15 protein-coding genes and 1 pseudogene are annotated in these 20938 nt (G+C 58.8%); 9 read left to right on the forward strand and 7 right to left on the reverse strand.

Features of this window, described 5'->3' with window-relative positions:
* Positions 1-26 precede the first annotated feature (26 nt).
* The 5 genes and pseudogenes from M2497_RS00520 (at position 27) to M2497_RS00540 (ending at position 8707) form a co-directional block, all read left to right on the forward strand.
* Positions 27-1019 carry an AraC family transcriptional regulator gene (locus tag M2497_RS00520; protein WP_248485402.1) on the forward strand — a complete coding sequence of 331 codons (993 nt, stop codon included), beginning with the start codon at positions 27-29 and terminating at the stop codon, positions 1017-1019.
* Between the two features lie 131 nt (positions 1020-1150).
* Positions 1151-2185, forward strand: coding sequence for a histone deacetylase family protein (locus M2497_RS00525; protein ID WP_248485404.1), 1035 nt, complete (start codon positions 1151-1153; stop codon positions 2183-2185).
* On the forward strand, positions 2182-3273 hold the full coding sequence (locus tag M2497_RS00530; protein ID WP_248485406.1) for a polyamine ABC transporter substrate-binding protein: 1092 nt from the start codon (positions 2182-2184) through the stop codon (positions 3271-3273). Before M2497_RS00525 ends, M2497_RS00530 begins: the two co-directional genes overlap by 4 nt.
* 278 nt (positions 3274-3551) lie before the next feature.
* A pseudogene (locus tag M2497_RS00535) lies at positions 3552-3807 on the forward strand (hypothetical protein); the annotation flags it as partial.
* Between the two features lie 250 nt (positions 3808-4057).
* Positions 4058-8707, forward strand: a complete 4650-nt coding sequence (locus M2497_RS00540) for a DUF6543 domain-containing protein (protein WP_248485408.1) — start codon at positions 4058-4060, stop codon at positions 8705-8707.
* An 8-nt stretch (positions 8708-8715) separates the two neighbouring features.
* Here the strand turns inward: M2497_RS00540 and M2497_RS00545 are convergent, their stop codons facing one another.
* On the reverse strand, positions 8716-10251 hold the full coding sequence (locus M2497_RS00545) for a PLP-dependent aminotransferase family protein (RefSeq protein ID WP_248485409.1): 1536 nt from the start codon (positions 10249-10251) through the stop codon (positions 8716-8718).
* An 87-nt stretch (positions 10252-10338) separates the two neighbouring features.
* On the opposite strand from M2497_RS00545, the gene M2497_RS00550 reads away from it, so the two are divergent.
* The 3 genes from M2497_RS00550 to M2497_RS00560 are packed head-to-tail and all read left to right on the forward strand — an operon-like array spanning position 10339 to position 12102.
* Positions 10339-10977 (forward strand): FMN-binding negative transcriptional regulator, encoded by a 639-nt coding sequence (locus M2497_RS00550; RefSeq protein WP_248485411.1) that lies wholly within the window; start codon positions 10339-10341, stop codon positions 10975-10977.
* Positions 10974-11420: a GNAT family N-acetyltransferase gene (locus M2497_RS00555; RefSeq protein WP_248485413.1), complete on the forward strand. Its 447-nt coding sequence runs from the start codon at positions 10974-10976 to the stop codon at positions 11418-11420. Before M2497_RS00550 ends, M2497_RS00555 begins: the two co-directional genes overlap by 4 nt.
* Positions 11421-11430: 10 nt before the next feature.
* Complete coding sequence (locus tag M2497_RS00560) at positions 11431-12102, forward strand: GNAT family protein (RefSeq protein ID WP_248485415.1); 672 nt, start codon at positions 11431-11433, stop codon at positions 12100-12102.
* A gap of 118 nt (positions 12103-12220) precedes the next feature.
* Here M2497_RS00560 and M2497_RS00565 read toward each other — a convergent pair whose 3' ends face one another.
* The 5 genes from M2497_RS00565 to M2497_RS00585 form a co-directional block, all read right to left on the reverse strand.
* Positions 12221-13309, reverse strand: coding sequence for a BsuBI/PstI family type II restriction endonuclease (locus tag M2497_RS00565; RefSeq protein ID WP_248485417.1), 1089 nt, complete (start codon positions 13307-13309; stop codon positions 12221-12223).
* 3 nt (positions 13310-13312) lie between these two features.
* Positions 13313-15115: an N-6 DNA methylase gene (locus M2497_RS00570; RefSeq protein WP_248485418.1), complete on the reverse strand. Its 1803-nt coding sequence runs from the start codon at positions 15113-15115 to the stop codon at positions 13313-13315.
* A 192-nt stretch (positions 15116-15307) separates the two neighbouring features.
* Positions 15308-15589, reverse strand: coding sequence for a hypothetical protein (locus tag M2497_RS00575; protein ID WP_248485419.1), 282 nt, complete (start codon positions 15587-15589; stop codon positions 15308-15310).
* Between the two features lie 309 nt (positions 15590-15898).
* A complete protein-coding gene (locus M2497_RS00580; RefSeq protein WP_248485420.1) occupies positions 15899-16174 on the reverse strand; it encodes a helix-turn-helix transcriptional regulator in 276 nt (91 codons plus the stop codon).
* A complete protein-coding gene (locus M2497_RS00585; RefSeq protein ID WP_248485421.1) occupies positions 16171-17496 on the reverse strand; it encodes a HipA domain-containing protein in 1326 nt (441 codons plus the stop codon). The genes M2497_RS00580 and M2497_RS00585 overlap by 4 nt, the downstream gene beginning before the upstream one ends.
* Before the next feature lie 256 nt (positions 17497-17752).
* On the opposite strand from M2497_RS00585, the gene M2497_RS00590 reads away from it, so the two are divergent.
* The gene (locus tag M2497_RS00590; protein WP_248485422.1) at positions 17753-19045 is read left to right on the forward strand and encodes an autotransporter outer membrane beta-barrel domain-containing protein; all 1293 of its coding nucleotides are present in this window, start codon (positions 17753-17755) and stop codon (positions 19043-19045) included.
* Positions 19046-19119: 74 nt separating this feature from the next.
* Here M2497_RS00590 and oadA read toward each other — a convergent pair whose 3' ends face one another.
* Positions 19120-20928: a sodium-extruding oxaloacetate decarboxylase subunit alpha gene (oadA, locus tag M2497_RS00595; RefSeq protein WP_058424313.1), complete on the reverse strand. Its 1809-nt coding sequence runs from the start codon at positions 20926-20928 to the stop codon at positions 19120-19122.
* Positions 20929-20938: the final 10 nt, after the last annotated feature.

A 20938-nucleotide genomic window follows, 5' to 3' on the forward strand; every position in this document is an offset into this window, starting at 1 on the left:
AGCCATCCCCTGGCTGGAAGCACCCCATGCTGCACTCCCACCTGACCACCCTCAACGCCGTATCCCTGGTGCTCAACGCCTTCAAGGCCGAAGGCTTGCCGGCCCAGGAACTGCTGGCCGGCAGCGGCATCTGTGCGGCGGACTTGAGCCGCGCCGACACGCGCATCACCACCAACCAGGAGATGCGCGTGTGCGCCAATGCCGTGGCGCGGCGCCGGGATATCGGCCTTGAACTGGGCCGGCAGATGCATGTATCGGCCTATGGCATGCTCGGCTATGCCCTGCTCACCAGTGCCACCTTTGGTGACGCCTTGCGCCTGGCGTTGCACTACCCGGCGCTGTTGGGAACACTTTTCGAGTTGAGCCTGGAGGAAGACGGCCAGCGCGTGTGGTTCACCGCCGGTGATTATCGAGAAGACCCGGCGCTTGAACGGTTCAATGTCGAACTGTGCCTGGCCTCGCTGAAGGTCATCTGCGACGACCTGCTGGGCCAGCCACTGCCACTGCTCGGCGCACGCTTCGAGCACGCCGCCCCGGACTACCGCGCGCGCTATACCGAAAGCTTCCCTTGCCCGTTGCAGTTCCAGGCCACCGCCAACGCATTTGCCTTCGACCGGCACTGGCTCGAACAGCCACTGCCGCTGGCAGACACCGTCACCCACCAGGCCATGGCCGAGCGCTGCCGCAAGCAGAACCTGGAGTTCACCGGGCGCCAGGCCTGGCTGGGCAGGATTCGCCAGTTGCTCACCGCGCAACTCAACGCCGCGCCGGGCCTGGAAGGCCTGGCCATGCAGATGAACTGCTCGGCGCGCACCCTGCGCCGGCATTTACACGACCTGGGCTGCAGCTACCAGGAGCTGTTGGACGAGTTGCGCTTCGAGCGCGCCAAGCAACTGCTGGCCGAGGACCAGTGGCCGATCTACCGGATTGCCGAAGCGTTGGGGTTCAGCGAAACGGCCAGTTTCCGGCATGCATTTGTGCGCTGGAGCGGCGTGGCGCCGAGCCAATTTCGAGCATGATGCGCCATTGAGGGGCGAATTACGGACAAACAATTTGGCCATATTCCTCCCCTTTTGGCCGCTCCTGCCGTTCTCTTAAACCGCGCCCACCGCAAGACTGCAGGCACCGACCCAGCCTGCGGAGAACAAGAATGCTGACGATCTATTCGGACGATCACCACCTGCACCACGGTCGCTGCGAATTGATGGACGGGCAGTTGATGCCCTGCTTCGAAATGCCCTCGCGGGCCGACCATGTGCTGCAACGGGTCAGGGACCGCGAACTGGGCCCGGTGCAGGCGCCACAGGATTTTGGCCTGGCGCCCTTGCAACGCATCCACAGCCGCGATTACCTGGACTTCTTCAAAGGCGCCTGGGCGCGCTGGACCGAATACGGCCAGGACGGCGACCTGCTGCCCTACACCTGGCCCGCGCGCACCCTGCGCCGGGTGCTGCCCACCAGCCTGCACGGCCAGTTGGGCTACTACAGCTTCGATGGCGGCGCGCCGATCACCGCCGGAACCTGGCAGGCGGCCTACTCGGCGGCGCAAGTGGCGCTCACCGCACAACAGGCGATCCAGCACGGCGCCCACAGTGCGTTCGCGTTGTGCCGCCCGCCGGGGCATCACGCCGCCAGTGACTTGATGGGCGGTTATTGCTACCTGAACAACGCGGCGATCGCCGCCCAGGCGTTTCTCGACCAGGGCCACCGCAAGGTCGCGATCCTCGATGTGGACTACCACCACGGCAACGGCACCCAGTCGATTTTCTACGACCGCAGCGACGTGCTGTTTACCTCGATCCACGGGCACCCGGAGGCCGAGTTTCCGTTTTTCCTGGGCTATGCCGACGAGAGGGGCGAAGGCGCAGGCGAAGGCTTCAACTTCAACTACCCGCTGCCCGCCGGCTCCGGCTGGGAAACGTGGAGCGCGGCGCTGGAGCAGGCCTGCCGGGAGATCGAACACTACGGCGCCGACATCATTGTGGTCTCACTGGGCGTGGACACCTTCAAGGATGACCCGATCTCACAGTTCAAGCTCGACAGCCCGGACTACCTGACCATGGGCGCGCGCATCGCACGCCTGGGCAAACCGACGCTGTTCGTGATGGAAGGCGGTTACGCGGTGGAAGAAATCGGCATCAATGCCGTCAACGTACTCGAAGGTTTTGAGGGGGCAGCCCAATGAACATGCTCAAGTCGCTTGTGCTCTGCGCCGCCGTGCTGAGCAGCGCCGCGTACGCCGAAGAAAAAACCCTGAAGGTCTATAACTGGTTCGACTACATCACGCCCAAGGCGCTGGAGGACTTCAAGGCGCAGAACCCGGCGATCAAACTGGTCTACGACATCTTCGACACCAACGAAGCACTGGAGGCCAAGCTGCTGACCGGTAACTCCGGCTATGACGTGGTGGTGCCGTCCAACGTATTCCTCGCCAAGCAAATCGAGGCCGGCGTGTTCCAGCCCCTGGACCGCAACCAATTGCCCAACTGGAACCACCTCGATCCCAAGCTGATGAAGCTGATCGAGGCCAATGACCCCGGCAATAAATTCGCCGTGCCCTACATGTACGGCACCATCCTGATCGGCTTCAACCCGGCCAAGGTCAAGGCCGCGCTCGGCGACAACGCCCCGGTGGACAGCTGGGACCTGATCTTCAAGGAAGAGAACATCAGCAAGCTCAAGCAATGCGGCGTGGCCCTGCTGGACTCGCCTTCGGAGATCCTGCCGCTGGCCCTGCAGCACCTGGGCCTGGACCCCAACAGCAGCAACCCCAAGGACTACGTCAAGGCCGAGGCGCTGTTGATGAAGATCCGCCCGTACATCACCTATTTCCATTCGTCCAAGTACATGGCCGATATCGCCAACGGTGACATCTGCGTGGCCGTCGGTTATTCGGGCAGTTTTTCCCAGGCGGCCAACCGGGCCAAGGAGGCCAAGAACGGCGTAGTCGTCGACATGCGCCTGCCCAAGGAAGGCGCGCCGATCTGGTTCGACATGCTCGCCATTCCCAAAGGAGCGCAGAACCCGCAGGACGCCTACACCTTTATCAACTACCTGCTGCAACCCCAGGTGATCGCGCCGATCAGCGATTTTGTCGGCTACCCCAACCCGAACAAGGACGCCACCGGGCAGGTCGACCCGGCGATCCGCAACAACCCCAACCTGTACCCCACCGAAGCAGCGATGGCGACCCTCTATACCCTCAAACCCCTGGGCCGTGATGCCGAGCGCGCCAGGACCCGCGCCTGGACCAAGATCAAGTCCGGCACCTGACGGGCCTACATAAACACCGCCTGCCTGACTGCGCGCTTTCTAGCATGGCTACACCCGGGGCCTGGCCTCGGGTTTTGTCCATCCCACGCATGTCAGGCTCCCCTATGACTTCAACCCAAAAAGCCTCTGCCACGCAGCAGCCGCCGCGCTACTACTCCACCGCCACCTTGATCACTCAACTGTCCACCGGCCCGGCGTTTCGGGAAGTGGCCGCCGTATTGCTGCGACGTGAACTCAAGGCGCATTACCCGAACCTGGATATAGACCCGAACATCACCCTGGTGGAATTGGCCGATCGCGAATCGGTGTCCAACGCCGACGCACGCTGGGCCACCTTCAAGCACACCGGTTGGTTGATCTTCAACGCGGCCTTGCCATTCCTTGGTTCGACGGTGGGGGGGCGCGGCGTGGATCTGGCAAATCATGGATCAACTGCAAGAAGTCGTGGAGGCCGAAGGCGACCCGCAACACCGCTCACGCTGGAGCGCCATCGCCGATCTGCTGCTCAACCTGGGCATGGCGATCACGTTGCACCGCGTGACCCTGCGCCCGTTGGAGTCAGAGCCTCCCACCCTCGCCAAGCTACCCAAACCGGTCGAGCCCAAGCCGGTAGAACGGATTGACTTCTACCTCAGCGAGATCGGCCTGGAGCCGGCGAGCCGGCTGTTTTTCGAGAAGAAAAAGACCTGATTCCGCCGTTACTTATCTACCGTCCCAGCCACTCCTGCTGTCGCTACCGTGCGCGTTCGCTGTTCGCCCTGGCCAACGACAGAAGGAGCCGCCAATGTCCAAAAACGCGCACAACAACAATAACCACACCCTGAACGGGCGCCCCACCAACGCCTACGAATTACTCACCCAATTGACCACCGGCCCGTCTGCCCGGGAAGTGGCGTCCTACACCCTTCGCTGGGTACTGAAGGAGCAGTACCCCACGCTCAATATCGACCCGGACCTGACGATGATCGTCACTCCGCGCTGGCATGTTCTTGAGTCGGTCATCATGCCGGTTCCGCCCCACGTCGAATCCATCACGACGGTGTTGGCACGCCAGATGCTGTCGCCCACCCCTGTGGTCTACCTTGAGGGCGAGCACTTCCTCACGCTGCATCCGGAGTCCCCCACAGCCGTGCACTTGCCGGTGAAAATCGATGCCATCGCACGCCTGATCAATGAGTTGGCCGGCCTGCTGTTCGCCGCCTTCCAGGAGCGCCAACTGGACTACTGGAATGCATCGAACGGCAACAATTGGCCGCGTTGGCAGACCTTCTCCCATTCATTGCGCAAGTCCTGGAATGTCACCACCGTTGAAGACTGGGATGTGCTTGAGTGTGAAATGGCCAGAGGGCTTTATCGGTTTCCATTGCGCGCCCAGCGCAGGGTCAAGGATCGCTACAACAGCCGCGCCTACGTGGTGGATGTCAGCCTGCTGCGCGACAACGTCACCGTGCATGTGGGGGTGCTGGATATGGCGGTGCTGATGGGTGAGTTCAACGAACAGACGATGATCCTGGCGTACTCACTGGTCAGTGGCTACGAGCGCTTCGGATCTCTCGAAGAGCTGGGCAAGGCACTGCCGGCCAAGGTCGTGCAACTGCAATCGGATACAACATTGCAGTGGAAGTTGTACGAGCCCGCCGACAGCTTTTTCGACAGCCTCGCCTGTGCCCTGATAGCCATGCAAATCCAAGCCATCGGTGAGGCCGAGAGGTTCGTTGCCGCTTCCACCGCACCGCAGCCTGAGATGCCAACCACTCTCTCCCGGATTGTGCCCAGCATTGAAGACCTGAGCGACCATGCGCTCTCCCATATCCGCCAGATACATCAACAAATGCCGGACTGGCTGGCCAATGCTTCGGACCAGGACATCGCCCTCTACAGCCGCTACATCATTGAATTGGCACAGATCCACGCGTTCAACGAAGGCCGTTCTTTTCAGGACGGAATCCCGCCAATACGCGACTACGCCCTTGAGAAGCTGCAGGAGCAGATCCGCGCTCACAAAGAAGGTGCACACCTGAACCTGAACAAGGTTGCAGTGACGATCCAGAGCCCAGTGATCTGGGGCACCTTCGCAATACCGGGCGAGGTGGATGTGACCCAGCGCAGCCTGATCGACCTGGCCCTGGAGAACCTCACCGGCCTGCCCACCGGCCAACCCACGGTGTACTACAACGGTTCAGTGGCGCCGCAATGGTTGAACTTCAGGTTCCTGAAGGAGGTGATCGGCACAGTCGATATCGGCGAACACTACCCGGCGCTGATCAAGAGCACGTTGCTCGACGACCCGGTCCAGTCAAGGGCCAGGCAATTGCTGTACATCAGTCATTTACGCGTGCAACTGCCACTGTTGGCTCTGCAATTGAAGATCCAGCAACGCCAGGGCATGGACGAACTCGGCTACCGCTATGTCGCCGCAGTGATGCAGGTAGAGAAGCAAGACCAGCAGGTTGACGGGCAGCCGATCGTGATCCGACCGCTTGCCTTTGTCCCGACATTGCGCAGCGGCATTCAGGGGGATGAAGTCGCCAATATGTTTGTGATCGGCCCGCTGGACCCTTCCGCCGGCCCCTGCGTGCTGTACCGCCCCTTGCTCGAACCAGTGCTTGCCCAGTTCCCATCCCGGCAAAACCTGCTGTACATGATCAAGCAGGACCAAGACCTGCGCGAATCAGTGCTGGCCTGGTTACCCGAAGACGTCCGCTTCAACTACGAGCAGTACGTGTTTCCCGACACCCTGCCGTCGCCTTGGACCGTTGTGCGAGTGATTGTCGAGCCGGCGACGGTGGTGGATATGAGCGGACCTATCGAATTGAGCGACGACGTGTTGGGCGACGGCGCCCTGATCACGCTGTTCAAGGCCAACGCCAACGCGATGGTCGAGTTGGCGACCCGTCAATCGATCTCCAATGAGCAGAAGCGCTGGGCGACCTTTCGCCAGACCGGCTGGCAGATCTTCAACGCCGTGCTGCCGTTTCTGGGGCCTACCGTGGGGGTTGCCGCGTGGATGTGGCAAATCATGGAAGACCTGGAGCAGGCCGAGCAGGCGGTGGACAAATCCGACAAATCCGAGGGCTGGAACGCGCTCGTCGACCTGTGGCTCAACCTCGGCATGGCATTGGCCCTGCACGTAGGGCTGCGTCATCCAACCCGTGAGCCCGTGACCGAACCCTCCAAACCCCGGCTTGAACCCATCCCCGAGAAACCGATCAAGCCCAAAGACCCGCTACCGCAGCCCCCCGTGGTCGCCAACCAGCAATTGCCGGACCTGCCGGGCACCGACCTGACCCCGTTACACCAGGAAACCCTGCATATCAGCGGCGCACTCAGTCGCGCGCCTTCGAGCCTGGGTACACGGCTGGACACATTCAAAACCGACAAACCCGCCACCCTTGGCGAGCAGAACAGAACACCCGGCGTTCATCTGCATCTGTATCCGGACAAGGACAAGTGGTACGCCCCGGTCGGCGAGCGCTGGTTCGAGGTCAATCTGGACGACAACGACAACGTGGTCATAGCCGACCCCAACGACCCCGCGCGCACTGGCCCGTTGCTGATCAGCAACCGGTCCGGCCAATGGTTCGTCGACGTACGGCTACGCCTGCGCGGGGGAGGCTTTCGCAATCGGCGGCGTGCCGCTCAGGGGCAGAAGCCGCAGCGCATCACTGAGCTGAGGAAAAGCCTCACTGACTTCGATGCCAACGAGAGTCGTCGCCAGGCGGAGCTTTCCGAATCCCTCGCTGCCATCGGCTCCGAGCCTGGCCCCTCGACCGCGCAAAGGCGCGATGCCTATATCGGCGACGTCGACCGGCGGCTGGAGGAATACGACGTGCCAATCCGCCAACTCACGGCACTGGGCGTTATCGACACGGTGCCCAACTACCAGATCGCCATGGTCGATTATTTGAACAAACAGTTGCTGCTCACCCGCTCCGCCGTCGAGGAGCGCCTGCGCCCCTATCGAGACACCTTGCTCGATACGGTCGGCTTGCTGGACGAAGCAACCTCCGAGATCCCCCAGAGCACCACCGATCTGGCCCAGGAAATGTCCACGCTGAACCTGGAAATGATCAGCCGCCTGGAGTACGTCGACTCACGCTTCAAGGAACTTTCGAAGCTGGGCAGCGCCGGTGCGCAGGTGATGCAGACAACTTCCAAGGCACTGCCCAACCTCAACCTGCACGACCTGAAGGCCTTGCAAATAATGGTGTCGCGCTTCCTGTGCATCAAAAACGGCAACGCGCCGGAACAGCAGCAGGCACGCACCCAGCTGAGCACCATCGTGGGTATGGCCGACCTCGCTGTGCAGAGTTACCTCGATACCCTGCAAAACGATGCCGACAGCCCCTTGTCGGAGCGTATCGAGGTGCTCGATAGCCTCGTCGACCAATTCACCACTGTCGACCAGCGCCTGCTTGACCTGCATGCCGATGCACCCGAACAGGTGCTCAGGGAACCGCTCAACGACCTGTTACGACTCGTCGACGAATTCAACCAACGTGCGACTCACGACTTGGCGCGACTGTTGCGCGAACGCAAGGCATTGGAGCCCAAGCCAGGACCCTCTCGACCCGCACCGGTGGCACCCCGCAAGGTCATCAAGACACGCTTTCACGGCGTTGTGGTCGGCGAGCCACGCGAGTCGGACCCTTCCCTGGTAGATGTCAAAGCACCGCTGACCGGCAAGGTGATAGCCACCTTCCATGAAAAATCGCCGGGGCAGTGGGCGCAGCGGGTCGAGGAGCGTACCCGCCCGCCAGCCTCGAAGCCGATCAGCTTGGACACCAGCCTCAAAGAGGGCCAGGCGCTTCTGGATGCAATACCCGCCACAATCAAACGTCTTGAGGGCCATTCCAATAAACCCTGGCGCCTGCCGACAGACATCGAAGGGATGTTTCACCTGGAGGTGTCGCCCCTTGAGCGCGCGATTGAAAACATCGAGGAGGCCCTCACCCAACGCAATCTGACTGAAATCGACCACCCCGCCGCGGCCCAACTCAAGCTCAAGCTCAATGCAGCCGTGCAGCAGCTTTACGAAGAGGGCAAAGCCACGCGCATCAGGATGATCAAGGAGCAGGTTCCCGTCGCATCTCGTATTCAGTGGCTGTATGAACAGGCCGAGGTGATCGTCAGGAAAACCCTCACGCGCCGACGCCTCAAAAGCCGTAGAGACTTCCTGGACGAATACGGAGTCCACGATCGCAAGACCCAGGCCGTATTGTGGTATGCGCACTTTCATTACCACTCGATGCAGGCAGGTAGCGAAGACTTCGTCGCCGGGCACTTCAAGACCGTTGCGCAACAAAAACTCGGGGGTGCCTTTCAGACCACAGGGCTCTCAGACAAAGAGCAGATTGCCATTGAGCGCGCAGCCATTGGCAAACCATTGGCCAAGTCGATGTTTTTCAACACGCCCCCCCACAGCGAAACCTGAGGGCTCGCTCACTGCCATACCCTGCGCAAGCGCTCCAGCGCCTGGACAATCGCTGGCTCCGGTACGGCGGCGAACCCCAATACCAGGCCGGCACGCTGGTCCGCAGGCGGGCTGGATTGCGCCAGCCAATAACTGCTCAGGCCATTGATTTCAACCTCAGCGGCCCGCGCCAGTTCGAGCAACTGCTGCTCGCGGGCCAGGCTGTCCACGCGCACCGTCAGATGCAACCCTGCGGCGACACTGGGCAACTCGCCGACACCGGCCAACCCGCTTGGCCAACCCGCCAACAAGGTATTGCGCCGGCTCAACGCGGCACGGCGCATGCGGCGGATATGGCGCTGGAAATGCCCAGCGGCCATGAATTCAGCCATCACCGCCTGGGTGCTGACCTCGGAGTGGCGCATGTCGACGGCACGGCGCCGGGCGAACGCATCCACCAGGCCCGCCGGCAACACCAGATAGCCCAGGCGCAACGCAGGGAAGGCGACCTTGCCGAAAGTACCGACATAGAGCACGCGCCCACTGCGATCCAGCGCGGCCAGGGGCGACAACGGTGCGCCGCTGTAGCGGTACTCGCCGTCGTAGTCGTCCTCGATGATCCAACCGCCCGTGCGCTCGGCCCAGGCGAGCAACTCCAGGCGCCGCGCCAGGCTCATCACCACCCCCATCGGGTACTGGTGGGAGGGTGTGACATAGGCCACGCGGCAATCGCTCAAGGTATTGAGCACCTGACAATCAATGCCTTCGCCATCCACCGGCACGCCGTGCAATTTCCCGCCCGCCAGGGCGAACGCATGCCCGGCCGCACGATAGCCGGGGTTTTCCACCGCCACGCCATCACCGGGCTCCACCAGCAACTGTGCACAAAGGCTGATGGCCTGCTGCGCGCCACTGGTGATCACTATTTGTTCAGCCGTGCAATGCATGCCTCGTGAGCTGCGCAAGTAGGCGGCAATCAGACCACGCAGGCGGCCGTCGCCCGCGGGGTCGCCGTAGCACAGCAGTTCCAGGTCCGGATTGCGCCAGAATGCCCCGTTCAGCTTGGCCCAGACCTCGAACGGAAACAGATCGAAGGCGGGTACACCCACACGAAATGCCCGTGGCGGCCCCGCTGGCGGCAGAGACAGGTGGTTGGTTTTTATCCGCGCCAAGCCCACGCTGTGGATAACTTCACTGTCGAGGTCTTCCGGCAAATCCGCCCATTTTGTGGATAAGGTTGGGGATAAGCCTGTTGAAAACCCTGTGGATACTTTTGTGGATAGTTTTTTTGCGCTGGGTAATTGGGCCACATAGGTGCCATCGCCGACCCGGCTTTCAATAAACCCCTCCGCATACAGCTGATCGTAGGCGCGCACCACGCTGTTACGGGAAATCGATAACGCCGCCGCCAGGTCACGGGTGGCCGGCAAACGCGTCCCACTGACCAATCGCCCGTCCAGCACGCGCTGGCGCAGGGCGTCATACAGCTGGCGCGTCAGGCCTTGACGACGATCCAGCTCAATTCCGGCAGGGTTGAACGACAGGGGCGGCGAGACAGGCGACATATTGGACCTATGAAATGGGTGCCAGATGGCTCTTTCAACGAGCCATTAGCCTGCCTAGGATGCAGGCATTCGCCAAGGAATATTTCCATGTACACACCTCGCGCCTTTGCCCTCGACGATTTGCCCGAACTGCAGCAACTGATCCAGCACACCCGCCTGGCGCAACTGGTGACCTTTGGCGAGCATGGCCTGCAAGCCAGCCACCTGCCCTTGCTGCTCAACCCCGATGAAGGCCCGAACGGCACACTCTACGGGCACCTGGCCAAAGCCAATGCGCAGTGGAAAGACCTGCAGAACGGCAGCGAAGCGCTGGTGATCTTCGCGGGTGCCGAGGCCTACATCAGCCCGGCGTTCTACCCGGCCAAGGCCGAGCACGGCAAAGTCGTGCCTACCTGGAACTACATCGCCGTGCACGCTTATGGCAAAGCCGAGGTGTTCAACGATGCCGAGCGCTTGCTCGCGGTGGTCACTGCGTTGACCGATCGCCATGAAGGCGGCCGCGCCCAGCCCTGGAAAGTCAGCGACGCGCCGGCCGACTATATCGACGGCATGCTCAAGGCCATCGTCGGCTTCGCCCTGCCGATCGAGCGCCTGATCGGCAAACGCAAACTCAGCCAGAACCGCAGTGCGGCCGACATCGCCGGCGTGCGTGCGGGCCTGGCAACCAGCGCCGACGTGCGCGACCAGACCCTCGCCCGCTTTATTCCCCAAGGAGCCCCAGAATGAGCCCGATCGACATCCGCCAGGTCACCGCCGCCGACCATGCTGCCTGGTTGCCGCTGTGGCAGGCGTATTTGAAGTTCTACGAAACCGAACTGCCGGACGCCGTCAGCCAAAGTACCTGGCAACGCCTGATCGACACCCGCGAGCCGACGCATTCGGCCCTGGCCTGGCAGGACGGCAAGGCGGTGGGCATGGTTAACTTCATCTACCATCGTTCCAATTGGAGCATCGAGAATTCCTGCTACCTGCAGGACTTGCTGGTGGACCCGGCCCAACGCAGCACCGGCGTCGGTCGCAAGCTGATCGAATTCGTCTACGCCACCGCCAAGGCCGATGGCTGCGCCAAGGTGCACTGGCTGACCCACGAGACCAATGCCACCGCGATCCAACTCTACGAACGCATCGCCGAACGCCCTGGGTTCATCCAATTTCGCAAAGGTCTTTAAGGAGCGCAGCATGACTACTTCCCTCGCCGACTGGAAAGGCGCCCCGGCGCCTACCGTCAAACTGCTTGAAGGGCGCTTCATCCGCCTGGAAAAACTCGACCCGGCCCGCCATGGCGACGAATTGTTCCAGGCCCTTCAAGGCCGCGGCGCCGACCCCAAGCTGTGGGACTACTTGCCGTACGGCCCTTTCCCGGAACGCAGCGCCTTCAATGACTGGCTGAACAACCACGCGGCCCACAGCGACCCGTACTTCTTCTGCGTGGTCGACCGCCAGACCGGCCAGGTGCAAGGCCTCCTCAGCCTGATGTCCATCGTCCCCGCACAGGGCCGTATCGAAATCGGCCACGTCACCTTCGGCGCACCGATGCAGCGCTCGCCGAAAAGCACCGAGGCGGTGTACCTGTTGGCCAAACACGCGTTCGACCAAGGCTACCGCCGCCTGGAGTGGAAGTGCAACAACGCCAACGATCGCTCCAGGTACGCGGCCGAGCGGTTGGGCTTCAGTTTCGAAGGGGTGTTCCGCCAGCACATGGTGGTGAAGGGCAAGAACCGCGATACCGCGTGGTACTCGATCCTCGATTCGGAGTGGCCGAAGGTTGGAGCGGGGTTTGAGAAGTGGTTGTCGCAAGAGAATCAGCGCGGGGATGGGCAGGTGAAAACATTGGCGCAGTGCCGTGCCTGACAAAATATATGGGGACCGGCTCTCAATTAACGTATGTCAGCCGAATTCACATCGACTGACATACCTTTATCTATGCGAGCAAATCACCTACATCACTACACCTTACAATCGCTGCCTATCAATCGACACTCGGCTGATAGGTATCTAAATTCAGATCCGCCAAGAGGCGAGCACCGCGTCGCAAAATTACAAGATTGTCCGGTTCTGACATAAACCATGCAAATGACCCCCACGCGAGGCCTGGCATAGTTTTTTTATAACCGGCTGATTCACGATCTGCATAAGCCGTCACAAAAGTAACCTGCGATCGATCAAATCCACCTTTGTCCGTGATCGCATACAATGCTTCTTGTCTGCGAGGGGTAATCGCGCCGTCACTCGCAACGACCTCCACAAATACGATCAATGGATGCGATGAGCCCACGTCTACCAAAATTAGATCCGGAAGATCTTTATTCGCTTGAATATCTAGACCAATAGACGAGGCCAATTTTATATCTGAATGAGCTGTTTTATTACCCGACTCGCTAAGCCAAATAACTCCTGGCATCTCTAAAAATTTAACAGCAAACACCTCCACGACCGCCTTGGAAATATCAGAGCTGGGGCCAGACGCAAGTCGCCGAGTATCTCCATTAGGATAACTAACAATCACACCGCCTTTCCCTGTAGTTCCTGCGCGCATTAGGGACACACGAGCTCTCGCGCTATGAGACAGATTATTTTTTTGCCACGCTAGAATCGCGACCTCTAAAGCCTCACCCACCAAGCGCGGGTCAAATAGTGCTGCCAGGTCTTTTTTTAAAGCATATCTCGGTGCCCCCGAAGTTGTAGGAACGCCTGCCTTTTCAATTACAGCGCCAACGACAAGCAGTCCTTCACGAAGGGTTTCATCACGAATAGGCTCTCTTGTATTATCTGCATACCATCGACTACCGGGTACTTGATAAGATTTTTTACGCAAATTCATTCGATAAGCCAAACGCTCAGCATCATCAAAGATCTCTGCTTGTACGTCCGTCATTCGATACACATGTACTGGGCCAAGCCAAACATCTTCCCCTTCTACAGCGCCAATGTAGAGCATCGCAAAAACTGTACTAGCGGTAATTTCACGGATACAGTAGGTACGATTTGGAGTACCTTCTGGGAAAATAATTGGTAGACGTTCAGCGATCAGCGCTCTTGATGCATAGGGTGGAAGCACAATTTAATCCTTAAATAGTTTAGAGCAAGCCTCTTCAACAACTTCTCTTGTACAACCCGCTTCTACCAATTGACTTAGCTCAAGCAGGTCAGACGGGGCGGGAAGAGGGAGTGATTCAAGTTCGTATGCTGACACGGCTACAGAACCACTAACACATCGGAAAGCTCTATCAGCTGCACCACTATTTAGATAAGCTACCAATACAGAAGCGTTAACGTTTGGCATCTCACTTAACGGCTTGACCATATTGATGTGGTTTTCAATCACGACCCCGCCATGCAGCTCCAAAAACTCAATAGGAAGTGTAGTTGCAATCAAGCGACGAGTTTGCTCTTTGGCGGTCGTCCGCTGCAGTAAAACACAAGGTTTTGTTGTTAACAGATGAAGATCTGAAGACTTCAAATCAAAATATGGAGCATGATTTTTTTTCTCCGCTCGAAATATAAACTTTCCGTCCGATGTAATAGCCTCTGCCCAAATGAGAGGAAATCTACCAGTACCGGCCTTATAAACCAATTGTGATTTATGACGATTCCAAACTAGAGGCCCCGTGCTAACTCCATATCCCCAATCAGCCAAACGACAGGGCATCTTCGAAAGCTTCTCGACCAATAGAGTTTGACTCGGGTTACGTGGCAAAATCCAAGGAAAAGTGGATTCTCTCGGAAGAGTAATAAAACCAGTCTCAGTCACTTCTAACATACCATCAGGCGATGACGTAATTTCTGACACCTTTACCGGAGCCAACTTACCACCTTTTCGGTAAGTTGTTAGTGCCATCTCCTGAAGAACGTCATCAAAAACGCCCTTGCGAGCAGCAACAAAATCTATAGATAAGGGAGGAGCCTCTCTGCCTATTAAATCTCGGAGATTTTTGAAATAACCACCTGCCAAAAAAGACGTAGGTGTGATATAGGCGACTATTCCTCCAACTTTCGTTTGGCGAATAGCAAGGTCCGTGAATAAACCATAAAGGTTTGCATGGCCGTATAACGAACGCCTGTAAAGCTCACGCGTTTTTGAGTCAAGTTTCGCCTTACCATATGGCGGATTACCTATCACCAGATCGAACTGATCTTTTGCAGGCGGCTGCCGAAGAGAGTCGCATACCGTAACCATAACAGGTAACGTCAAACCTGAAACACTACTAATTGGCAGTAATACAGCGTCAAGAGTGACTTGACTCAACCAAGCCCCGAATGGATCGATTTCAAAACCATGCAACCGATTTCCGATGCTTTGAAGCAACAGTTTAGGGCTACACGACTCAAGCTCTTTCATAATCCGTTGCGCAATGGGTGCAAGGAAAGCGCCGCCGCCACATGCCGGATCAAGAACTCGACACTTAGCCCAATTTACCTCGGCAGCAGTAGCTTGATCGATAAGACGGGCAGTTAGTGCTGGTGGGGTATAAAAAACCCCAAATTCGCCACGATGCTCAGTGGGAAGCATCCCAGTATAGGTCAGACCAATTTGGTAAGCCGCCGCCTCCGCATCGAGCTTGGCAGCCATTCTGCCAATCTGGTCTGCAAGCGATTGGGCGACCAAAGGAAGTTCTGAAGTCTCAAACGCGGCAATTGGGGGTCGTAGTTCTTGAGGAACGATGTGTCCCTGGGTGAGGCCTTCCCACCACGCCTGAATAAGCCGGGCTCCGAAGGAACGGGTCAAGACAAGCTGTTTATGGGCTGGAAAACTGGCCGATATCGAGCGGGCCATCGCTTTTGCGGCCACCAATGATTGAGCCGGCAATTCCAAAAAACCTGGAACCTCCAGCTCAACAAACGCGATTTTTGCCTCTTTTGCCATACACCCCCCATTGCGGGTCGCGATTCTACCTTGCTTTGAAGGTTTAGACGTCCTGCTTATCGCGATCACACGATGTTGCGTTAAAAAATAGAAATCAACAATTGCCAATTCGCCGCGTGCAGATGAATACTCACGCGGCGATTGAGCAGTAGCTGTATAAAAATACAGTATTTATGGATTGATGCTAATTCTCTAGACAGATGGCTTGGCAGACGTCGCTTTGACTTTCCAGCCCAACGCCTGCAAAGCGTCGCAGCCGTCCTGCAACAACACATGCGCCGCAGAAGCGACGTGCTGCAAATCAGCGCCTTCGGCTAGCTCGGTACTCAAACAGGTCACGCTGTTCAGGAGGTTACGGGCCGCCTGGATGCGTTGCGTGGCGGTCTCGAACAGCTCGCGGGCTTCAGCGTCGACATTGAGGAAAAAAACAGGGTCACAACTGATATTGCTATCGAGAGGGGTGTAGTTAGGCATGGTTCTATCTCATTTATTTAGATGAAAACCACCACCCATTGCGGCTAAACAAATTGGGTGGCAACTGTACGAGGGTTAGCCGACCGGGAAAAATGAAAAACCCGGCACACCCGAAGGTGTCCCGCGCACAGCCGCCATAGATAGAACTGCCAGGCAACAAAAAGCGCCACGTCTGAACGGGCGCTTGTGCATCATTTTTTACCGACCGGCTAAAGTCGGTCACCGAAAATTCGGCGACGGCTGAACTATAGGTGAGCCATGATTTTATACAAACGCCAAGAAGACGATAAACGCAGATAACTCCTTTTCCTACAAAATTCTGCGCACCTTCACCACCCCCATCTTCAATCCGAATGGCCGGAATACTGCATTCAGCGATTTCAGTGTCTGATTGCCTTCGCCATGCTCGATATGCACCAAGGTACGCACGGAGATTTTGCACATCCTGGCAAACTGGCTTTGATGCAGGCCGGTGACTTCGGTGCGCAAGCGGCGTACCGCTTCGGCGATTTCCAGTGTGCCTTCTGCCAAGGCATCCTGAATGCTTTCAATCAACAGGGTGCGTTCTTCCACGGTCAAGCTCATTTCAGTCCCCATTCTTTCAACCGCTGCGGCAGATGTTTCAACGCAATGCCGGGATGGTTCATTGTCACTGCAGGCAGGCCGCTGGCATTGAGTATGTCTGGCAGGGCTGAAAGCTGTTGCGCGGCCTCCCTCAGGTCTTCGAACAGCTGCTCGCTGTCGACAAGATCACCCAGCGAATGACATACACCCCGCCAATCCACGTCGCCCGCCCGCTCCAGCTCCCTGGGCCATTTGGTCGTGCGCGTGATGCCTTCGTCGTCCATTACCATCGGCGCCAAATCGTAGATGGGTGCAAGACGCAGGGCGTTCGCTTCGCGAATGATCGAGGTATTGCGACCATGGTTGTCCGAGTTGCCGAGGATTTTGTTCAACAGATCGCGCTTGAGATACTCAGCGACCAACCCCGGTACTTGATTGGACTGACCAGCCTCTCGCCACAATTCAACCAACAACGTCACCACCTCACGATGCGCCATGGCGCTGCCGGGCACCGTGACACCCGCCAATGAGTAGATTGACTCCACGGCATAGCGTTCGACCCCCTGCGCAGTGACGCGCCGATCAAAACGGTGCATCCACACACTGGGCTTGCTCGCTTCCTCCAGTGATAACCCCGACTCCGCCACGGTATCAATACCCAAGGCCTGCAAGGCTTTGTAGTAGTGGAATTCGCTACGCAGGATGTCCTGATCCGTCTGTGTGCCTTTGTTGCGTGCAAACTTCACAAACCAATGCTGCTTGACCTGCTCGTCGTCCAGCACCGCATCCGGGAATAACAAACCGTCCAGGTTTTCTGTCAGCAGTAACTTTGGCGCCTCCCCGCCCGCCCCCGTGGCTCCGCCGATAGCTGCGCCTTGCTCATAGGCATACTCCAGGAAACGGTTATCCCGCCGGATAACCTCATGACGTTCAAACCCCATGGGGGTTCGATTGTCCAAAGCCTCAACCGATTCTTTGATTCGCATATGTCCAATGGGGGCAGGCGTACTGCGCATCAGCAGAAAAAGGTCTGCACTGATGTCATCTGGTTTATCCCCACCAATACGCGCCATCAGAAAACGTTTAGCGGCACCCGCAGGTGCGATGTCATGTACAAAAGCGGGAGCATGCTGGGCTCTATCACCCTCCCATTGCAGTGGGAACGCGGCACTCACCGAAGTGGCGAAGGGTGTCGCCAGTTCATCAAGGTGTTCCACCAGATAGCGCTGGTCATAACCAAAACTGCACCGACTTTCGAAACCCAGTTGCGGCGTATCAAATGTCAGGAGCATGGCGTCCTGCCACTTTCCTTCAGCGTAGATTTGTAGTGTCAAACAGACCATGGCTCTCACCTGCAATTTAATGCATTCACCAGCTGAAAAGGTGAACTGAAATTGCAATATAGTGCAGATACGGAGCTCACGCACCCACTATGAACGCAATAAAATGCAGATTCAAAAAACATCGAGCAAAGGAAGATGAGTTTTTAATCGCCCCGTACTAGAGACAACTCCCGCAAACCAGGGGTCGATGGCCTGACAGTTATCACCCCACCATCTCGCTAAATTCCCGGCCTCATTCATCAGAGGTTGGGATTTCATGCCTTTTACACCGCACAGAGTTGCCCTTGTCATTGCCCTTGCTCTCAGCGCCGCCAGCCTTCAAACCGCACAGGCGCGGGGCGATATCGAATACACGCCGTACTGGTATCAACCCTACGATGCACTGGATGACGCGTGGGTCTACGTGCCCGAAACCAAAGCGGCGCCCCTCGACGGTTATCTCACCCGCAAGGCCACTTCGCACAATGGCTTGCAAGTGGCCAAGGTGCTGGAGCCCGCGCTGATTCGTTTGCTGCAGTCCGGGGAGCTGACGGCCGAGCAGATCAAAGCCCTGGAGAAATTCGGTGATGCGCTGGAGAAACAGCCTGGCGGAATCGGTGCAAGCCTTGAGCAATTGGCCGGCAGCCAGAACGCCAACCTGACGGGCGCAACGCAAAACAGCACGCAGCACCTCGGCAACCAATTGCTTTCAACCCTGCGCACACTGCCCGCCGACGACGAAGGACACTTCTGGGTTCAAGGCCTGGGCCACGACGGCCGCCTCGATAAACAAGGCGGCAGCGCCGGCTTGAAATACAGCACCGAAGGCCTGCTGCTGGGCGCCGACTGGGCACTGGATCACGCCTGGCGCGTGGGTGTACTGGGCGCAAAATCCACCAGCCATTTCGACACTCCACGCTTCGCCTCCGAGTTGGACAGTTGGCACCTGGGCGGTTATGCCGTACGCCGGGACGGCCCGCTGGCCCTGCGCCTGGGCGCGATCTACAGCGACCATGCGGGAAAGAACAAACGCAGCGTCAACCTGCTGGATTACAAGGAGCACCTCAGGGGCCAATACAACGCCCAGAGCCAAACCCTGTTTTCCGAACTGGGCTATCAACTGGGCAGCGCGGATGTCAGCGTGGAGCCCTTCGCCGGCCTCGGCTTCCAGCGTTACCACCGCGACAGCTTCAAGGAAGCCGGTGGCCTGACCGCACTGAACGTTGGCGCACAAACCCAGCAGAACCTGAGCAGCACCGTGGGCCTTCGCCTGGCAACGGTGTATCGATTCGATAACCAGCTCAGCCTCACACCTCATCTCAGCACCGGCTGGAAACACCTCTACGGCGAGGTCGAAAGCCAGGTGCGCCAGTCCTACCGCGCATTGCCAGGGCGGGTTGACGGCTTCACGGTCCAGGGCACTTCGCTGGATCGCAATAGCCTGGATCTGCAAGCCGGGCTGGACCTGGCCCTGTCGACACAACACACCGTCGGCCTGACCTACAGCGCCCAGGCCGGTACCAACAGCCGTAACCACGGCCTGATGGGGCAATGGAAGATGAGCTTCTGACCCACCAAACTCCAGGCAAAAAAAAGGGGGGCACCTGCCCCCCCGAGGATTAAACGGTCGTGTCGAAGGCTGTATCAGCCTTCGATCTCAATCAGGATTTCGCCAGGGTTGACCCGGTCGCCCTTGGCCACATGAACGGCGGTGACCTTGCCGGCAATCGCGGCCTGTACTTCGGTTTCCATCTTCATGGCTTCGGTAATCAGCACGGCCTGGCCGGCCTTGACCACGTCGCCTTCCTTGACCAGCACATCGACGATATTGCCCGGCATCGCTGTGCTGACATGGCCCGGCGCGGTAGCGTGCTTGCGGTTGCTGCTGCCGCCGCTGACGAACTCATTGAGCGGTTCGAACACCACTTCTTCCGGCATGCCGTCGATGGACAGGTAGAAGTGACGCTTGCCCTCGGCCTTCACGCCAACACCGGTGATGTCCACGCGGTAGCTTTCACCGTGCACGTCGATGACGAACTCGGTCGGCACGCCTTCGCCACCGGCACGCGCCACACCGCCGGCTTCAGGGATCGGCAGCAGCACTTCCGGCGCCAGGGTGCCGGCGTCGCGTTCTTCGAGGAACTTGCGCCCGATGTCCGGGAACATCGCGTAGGTCAGCACGTCTTCTTCGGACTTGGCCAACGCGCCGATTTCACCGCGCAGCTTGGTCATTTCCGGCTTGAGCAGGTCGGCCGGGCGCACGTCGATCACTTCTTCGCTGCCGATGGCCTGGCGCCGCAGTTTCTCGTTCACCGTGCCCGGCGCCTTGCCGTAGCCGCCTTGCAGGTAGAGCTTCACTTCGTTGGTGATGGTCTTGTAACGCTCGCCGGCCAGCACGTTGAAGAACGCCTGGGTGCCGACGATCTGCGAGGTCGGGGTGACCAGCGGCGGGAAGCCAAGGTCTTCACGTACGCGCGGGATCTCGGCCAACACTTCGCTCATGCGGTTGAGGGCGCCCTGCTCTTTCAACTGGTTGGCCAGGTTGGAAATCATCCCGCCCGGCACCTGGTTGACTTGCACACGGGTGTCGACCGCGGTGAATTCGCTTTCGAACTGGTGGTACTTCTTGCGCACGGCATAGAAGTACAGGCCGATCTCTTGCAGCAGCTCCAGGCTCAGGCCGGTGTCGAACTCGCTGCCTTTAAGGGCGGCGACCATCGACTCGGTCCCTGGGTGGCTGGTGCCCCAGGCGAAGCTGGAGATGGCGGTGTCGATATGGTCAGCACCGTTCTCGATGGCCTTGAGTTGGCACATCGCGGCCAAACCTGCAGTGTCATGCGAGTGGATAAAGATCGGCAGACTCTGCTCGGCCTTCAGCGCCTTGACCAGCTCGCCGGTGGCATACGGGGTCAACAGGCCGGCCATGTCCTTGATCGCGATGGAGTCGCAACCCATCGATTCCAGCTGCTTGGCCTGCGCCACGAAGGCTTCAACGGTGTGCACCGGGCTGGTGGTGTAGGCGATGGTGCCTTGGGCATGCTTGCCGGCGGCTTTCACCGCTTCGATGGCCACGCGCAGGTTACGCACGTCGTTCATGGCGTCGAAAATGCGGAAGACATCGATGCCATTCACAGCCGCCTTGGCCACGAACGCCTTCACCACATCGTCACTGTAGTGACGGTAGCCCAGCAGGTTCTGGCCGCGCAGCAGCATTTGCAGGCGCGTGTTGGGCAATGCGGCGCGCAGTTTGCGCAGGCGCTCCCACGGGTCTTCCTTGAGGAAGCGTACGCAGGCGTCGAAGGTCGCGCCGCCCCAGACTTCCAGGGACCAGTAGCCGACTTTGTCGAGCTTGTCGCAGATCGGCAGCATGTCGTCGGTGCGCATGCGGGTCGCCAGCAACGATTGGTGGGCGTCGCGCAGGATGGTGTCGGTGACAAAGATTTTCTTGGACATTGTTGTATTC

It is taken from the genome of Pseudomonas sp. CYM-20-01 (assembly GCF_023169845.1).
GTDB classification, from domain to species: Bacteria; Pseudomonadota; Gammaproteobacteria; order Pseudomonadales; family Pseudomonadaceae; genus Aquipseudomonas; species Aquipseudomonas azotoformans.